Below are 5,451 nucleotides of genomic sequence, written 5' to 3'. Positions count from 1 at the left end.
AGGCTACATCGAGCTGCGCAAGTATATCGATGTCGCGCGCGACCGGTCGGGCGACCAGGTGTACCTGGTCAACCGGAAAGGCGAATATCATGAAGCGGTGGGGGGCAAGGTCGGCTTTCCGTTTTTCGGCGAGCTGATTCTGGACTGCATCCATCGCACCGAACGAGCCATGACGCAGGCGCATGCGTTCAAGGCGGCGGAGCTCTGCCTGCTCGCGCAGCAACAGGCGATTCGCGTCTGACTGCGCCTTGCTTGCGCGTATGTGCTTCGAACGAAAGAAGCGGTCTCCCACGTCGAGGGAGGACCGCTTCTTTTTTGCGCGAAAGGCCGGGTCAGACGATCAAAAATCCCGGCGGTAGGCAGCCCGTGCGGCGGATCATTCGTACCTGCTCGGGCTTCAGGCAATAGCGCGAGATGATGAGCGAACCGGGACCGCGGCCGCCGAACAAGGAGTCCAGGTCCGGAATGTTCGTCGTTCCGCGGTAAATGCGGAAGTGTCCCTGGAAATTCGCCCGGCTAAAGAGCACGAGCGTCGCTTCCCTGCTCGGAGAGTAGAAGCGAAGGCTGCCAAGGTGGCTGTACAGGCGATCCAAATTGCGAAGCGCCCGGTTGCCGCGCCATACATAACGGCAGCCGCAATAGTTTTTCTTGCTGTAAAGCCGGAGCCTCGGATACAGCTGAGAAGTCGTTGCGCGCATCGGCGAGTCCACCTCCTTCCCTTCCGATAGCATATGACGGCGGCGGACAGGTCGACTGGGGAGGAGCTGCGCGCAGAACGTCCATTTTCATGCGAATTAAGCTTGACAGCGGACGGTATATCAAACTAATATTACCTCCAAACACGGATTAATAAGGAGGGAAATGAATTGAATATCGAAAATATCGAAGCATTCGTGCATGTCCTTCACTACGGCAGCTTCAACAAGGCGGCGGAGGCGCTTTTCCTGTCGCAGCCGTCCGTCACCGCGCGGATTCAATCGCTCGAGCGGGAGCTCGATTGCCAGCTGTTCGATCGCGTCGGCAAGCAGGTGCTGCTGACGAACAAAGGCAAGCTGTTCAGACCCTACGCCGAGCAGCTGCTCGATACGTACCGCAAAGGCAAGCAGCAGGTTCGGCAGACGCAGGCCGCCAAGGAAGAGGTGCGGATCGGCTGCACCGTCTCCGCCGCGCAATATTTGCTGCCGCTCATCCTGCCTGCGTTCAGGCGCCGTCACCCCGCGCTGCGGCTGAAGCTGACGACCGCGACCTCCGAGGAGATCGGCGCCCGCGTGCTCGCCAAGGAGCTCGATATCGGCTTCGTACGCAAATTCACGCATCCCGGCCTGAATGCCGCCCTCCTGTACGAGGATCCGATCCGGCTGTACGTCCACCGCGAGCATGCGCTGGCGTCCAACCCGCAGCCTCGCATCGAGGATCTGTCGCGGGAGCCCCTCCTTTTTTTCGAATGCGGCGCGCTGGACTGGCTTCGCATTCACCGCGTTTTCGAGAGTCAGGGGCTGCTGCCCAATCTCATTCTGCAGACAGACAACGCCGAGACGGCCAAGCGCCTGCTGCTTCGGCAGGAGGGTATCTGCTTTTTGCCGGGCATGAGCGTTCGCCGGGAAGCAAGCGAAGGCACGCTCGTCCCGATCGACTTTCCGGAGACGGCGGGCATCGGCCTCATGACGAGTCTCATTAACGGGCAAGGTGAAAATGAGGCGTTCGCGCGCTCGTTAAAGGAGATCGCGAGCCATGTTCTCTCGGGCTCGGATCCCGCTTATCGGATAGTGTGATTGATGTATAGAACTTATCTATTAGAAACCGTATTGACGCGCTTCAAGCAAGCGTGTAGATTATTGACCATATAATCCTTACTAAACGGGTAAGAATTATGAACTATCAACAAACGGACGAATCGACCTGACATCCGGAGATCGTCGTGGCGTGCAGCAGAACACGAGAAAAGGGTGGAGGATTCGATATGAAAAACAGATTGTGGACGGGTGCGGCGAGCTTGGTACTGACGGCAACGGTAGCGGTGACGGCGGGCTGCGGCAATAAAAACGACAACGGCGCTGCCGCGGCGACTAACGCCTCACCGGAGGCTTCGAAGGCTTCGGCGTCAGCTTCGGCGCCGGCAAGCGCTTCGTCCTCGCCGAGCGCGGCCCCGGACGGCAAAGTCAAGAAGATCGTCGTCGGCACGGGCACCCAGTTCCCGAAGGTCGCGTTCTTGGACGACAAAGGGAAGCTGACCGGCTTCGACGTCGAGCTTGTGAAGAAGATCGACGAGCGTCTGCCCGGCTATGAATTCGAGCTTCAGACGATGGACTTCAGCAATCTGCTGCTGAGCCTGGAAACGAAAAAAATCGACTTCGTCGCTCACGAGATGGAAAAAAATCCGGAGCGCGAACAAAAATACCTGTTCAACAAGGAGCCGTACGCGCACTGGCGCAACAAGATCATCGTCGCCAAGGACAACGATTCGATCAAATCGCTCGACGATCTTGCAGGCAAAAAAGTACTTACGGGCGCGACGAGCGCCGAGGCGCAAATTCTCGAAAACTATAACCGGGACCACGACAAAAAGATCAACATCGTCTACCAGAACGGCGCAGCGAACGATACCGTCAGCCAAGTGTCGACGGGCCGCGTGGATGCGACCATCGGCGCCGACTTCACGCTCTCCCTTATCGATCCCGAGAGCAAGCTGAAGACGGTCGGGGACGACCTCAGCGAAGCCGACATCCTGTTTGTCTTCCGCAAGAACGAACCGGAGTCGCAGCAGCTGGCCGACGACATCGACGGTGCGATCAAGGAGCTCAAAGAAGACGGCACGCTCGGCAGCCTAAGCAAAGAATGGCTCGGCCAGGATTTCACGGCCAATCTCTCCAAGTAGCGTCAGAAAGGGTGAAAGCCGATGGGAACATCCGTCGATGTCTCCTACGTATTCGAGTATTTTTTCCGGCTGCTGCCTTCCGTAGGGATCACGATGAAGATCGTGGTTCTCTCTCTCCTGATCGGTTCGGCGGTCGGCATGCTCGTCGCCCTTCCCCGTCTTTACCGGATCCCCGTGCTGCAGCGGCTGTCGCAGGTTTACGTCTCTTTTTTTCGAGGCACGCCGCTGCTCATCCAGCTCTTCCTGATCTATTACGGCCTGCCCGAGCTGCTAAAGCTGGCGGCGATTGACGTCTCCAGGATGCCGGTGCTCGTCTTCGTCGTCACGGCCTACGCCCTGCATAGCGGCGCCTTCATCTCGGAGGCGATCCGGGCGGCCGTAGGCGCCGTGGATCGCGGCCAGGTCGAGGCCGGCTACGCGATCGGCATGACCGGCTTTCAGGCGTTCCGACGCGTCGTGCTGCCGCAGGCAATCGCCGTGGCGATGCCCGTGCTCGGCAATCTCATCATCGCCAATTTGAAGGACACGTCGCTGGCGTTTTCCCTCGGCATCATGGAGCTGACGGGCAAGGCGCAGACGCTGCCGACGATGTCCCAGCGCTTTTTCGAATCGTATCTGGCGCTGGCGCTGCTGTACTTTATCCTGAGCTTTATTCTGGAAAAGCTGCTCTACCGCCTGGAACGGCGACTGCTCCGTCATGAAGCGGCCGATGGCGCTGCCGCATCCAGAATTCGCCGCCGCCGCGTTAAAGAGGGCGATGCAAGCGGTAGGCTGAATCTCACCGAAGAGGGGGCGCTCCGATGAAGCTCGATCCCGCGTTCATATGGGAAGCCTTTATCAAGCTGCTTGCCGCGATTCCGACGACGCTCGAGATTACTGCCGTGTCGGTCGGCTGCGGCTTCCTCATTGGCGTCGTTACCGCACTCGCCCGCATTTACCGGGTGCCCGTCCTTCGGGAGATCTCGTCCGCCTACGTCACGTTCATTCGCGGCACGCCGATGCTGACCCACCTGCTCATGGTCATGTTCGGCCTGCCTATCGCCATCGACGCGCTGTCCGGTGCGCTTGGACTCTCCTTCAGCTCCGTTCAAGTGCCGATGATCGGCTTCGCCTACGTCGCCTTCTCAATCACGGCCGGCGCCTATATGTCGGAGGTCGTCCGGTCGGGCCTGCTCGCGGTGAACCGCGGGCAGATCGAAGCCGCCTATGCAGTCGGCATGACGACCTGGCAGGCGCTTCGGCGGATCGTGTTCCCGCAGGCATTCGCATCCGCGCTGCCCAATCTGTCGAACTCATTGATCGGGATGCTGCACGGCTCGACGCTCGCCTTCACCGCGTCGGTCGTCGAGATCAACGCCAAGGCGCAGATCGTCGCATCGACCAACTGGAAGTTTTTCGAATCGTATATCGCGGCCGCCTTGATCTTCTGGGGGCTTACGATCGTCATCGAACGGATGACGGCGCTGCTCGAGAAGCGGGTCGCCCGCTATGACAGAGGAGGGGTCGCATGATTGCCTTGAAGGAGATTCGCAAGTCGTTCGGCCGTCACGAGGTGCTGAAGGGCATCGATCTCGAGGTCGAAAAGGGAGAAGTCGTCGCCATCCTGGGGCCGAGCGGCTCCGGCAAGACGGCGCTGCTGCGCTGCATCAGCTACCTGGAGCGTCCGGGCAGCGGCCGTATGCAGATCGGCGATGTCGCGGTCGATTGCAGCCACCCGTCCAAAAAAGACATTCACCGTCTTCGCGGCCGCTCGGCCATGGTGTTCCAGCAATATCATCTGTTCCGCCACAAGACGGCGCTGCAGAACGTGATGGAAGGGCTCGTCGTCGTGCAAAACGTGCCGAAGGAGGAGGCGAGGCTGCGCAGCGTGGAGCTGCTCGGAAAGGTCGGCCTCGGCGCCAAGCTCGACGCCTATCCGAGTCAGCTGTCCGGCGGCCAGCAGCAGCGGGTCGGCATTGCCAGGGCGCTCGCGCTGGACCCCGACGTCATCCTGTTCGACGAGCCGACGTCCGCGCTCGATCCCGAGCTGGTCGGCGAAGTGCTCGCCGTTATCCGCAAGATCGCCCGCGAGGGCATCACGATGATTATCGTCACGCATGAGATGGCGTTCGCGCAAGAGGTGGCGAGCCGCATCGTATTCATGGACGACGGGGCCGTCATCGAAGAGGGCCCGGCGTCCGAATTTTTCAGATCGCCGCGGGAAGAGCGGACGAGGCAGTTTTTGCGCCGCATGACGCCCGAGGCCGTTTATAACATTTAATTCGAACGGAGCTGGGACCTATGGCCTTATCCCTTGGCATCTTGGACCAAAGCATTGTTTTCCCCGGACGCACGCCGTCCGAAGCGCTTCAGGGCACGATTCGGCTGGCGCAGCTGGCCGAGGAGCTCGGCTACGACCGGTTCTGGGGCGCCGAGCATCACGATTCGCCCACGGTGGCGGGCTCGTCGCCCGAGGTGCTGATCTCCCATTTGCTCGCCCGCACGTCGCGTATCCGCGTCGGCACCGGCGGCGTCATGCTGGTGGACTATTCGCCGCTCAAGCCGGCCGAAGTATTCAAGACGCTCAGCGCCTTCTC

At 60.3% G+C, this 5,451-nt stretch carries 7 protein-coding genes and 1 pseudogene; 7 read left to right on the top strand and 1 reads right to left on the bottom strand.

What is annotated here, in order from left to right:
* Nucleotides 1–241 (top strand): annotated as a pseudogene (locus KVT38_RS33010) (Gfo/Idh/MocA family protein); the annotation flags it as partial.
* Nucleotides 242–332: 91 nt separating this feature from the next.
* Here the strand turns inward: KVT38_RS33010 and KVT38_RS33005 are convergent.
* Nucleotides 333–698 carry a hypothetical protein gene (locus tag KVT38_RS33005; protein ID WP_217597986.1) on the bottom strand — a complete coding sequence of 122 codons (366 nt, stop codon included), beginning with the start codon at nt 696–698 and terminating at the stop codon, nt 333–335.
* A 168-nt stretch (nt 699–866) separates the two neighbouring features.
* On the opposite strand from KVT38_RS33005, the gene KVT38_RS33000 reads away from it, so the two are divergent.
* From KVT38_RS33000 to KVT38_RS32975, 6 genes are all read left to right on the top strand, one after another.
* Complete coding sequence (locus KVT38_RS33000) at nt 867–1,772, top strand: LysR family transcriptional regulator (RefSeq protein WP_217597985.1); 906 nt, start codon at nt 867–869, stop codon at nt 1,770–1,772.
* 188 nt (nt 1,773–1,960) lie between these two features.
* Entirely contained in the window at nt 1,961–2,875 is a 915-nt protein-coding gene (locus KVT38_RS32995) for a transporter substrate-binding domain-containing protein (protein ID WP_217597984.1), read from the top strand.
* A 21-nt stretch (nt 2,876–2,896) separates the two neighbouring features.
* Nucleotides 2,897–3,679: an amino acid ABC transporter permease gene (locus tag KVT38_RS32990; RefSeq protein WP_217597983.1), complete on the top strand. Its 783-nt coding sequence runs from the start codon at nt 2,897–2,899 to the stop codon at nt 3,677–3,679.
* Entirely contained in the window at nt 3,676–4,386 is a 711-nt protein-coding gene (locus KVT38_RS32985; RefSeq protein WP_217597982.1) for an amino acid ABC transporter permease, read from the top strand. The genes KVT38_RS32990 and KVT38_RS32985 overlap by 4 nt, the downstream gene beginning before the upstream one ends.
* Nucleotides 4,383–5,135, top strand: a complete 753-nt coding sequence (locus KVT38_RS32980; protein WP_217597981.1) for an amino acid ABC transporter ATP-binding protein — start codon at nt 4,383–4,385, stop codon at nt 5,133–5,135. The genes KVT38_RS32985 and KVT38_RS32980 overlap by 4 nt, the downstream gene beginning before the upstream one ends.
* 20 nt (nt 5,136–5,155) lie before the next feature.
* Nucleotides 5,156–5,451 (top strand): LLM class flavin-dependent oxidoreductase (locus KVT38_RS32975; protein WP_217597980.1); only part of this gene is annotated, 296 nt, incomplete at its 3' end.

Source organism: Cohnella sp. GbtcB17 (genome assembly GCF_019091135.1).
GTDB lineage: Bacteria > Bacillota > Bacilli > Paenibacillales > Paenibacillaceae > Cohnella.
Note: the sequence above shows the minus strand (reverse complement) of the source record. Positions and strands in the feature narration are given on the sequence as shown.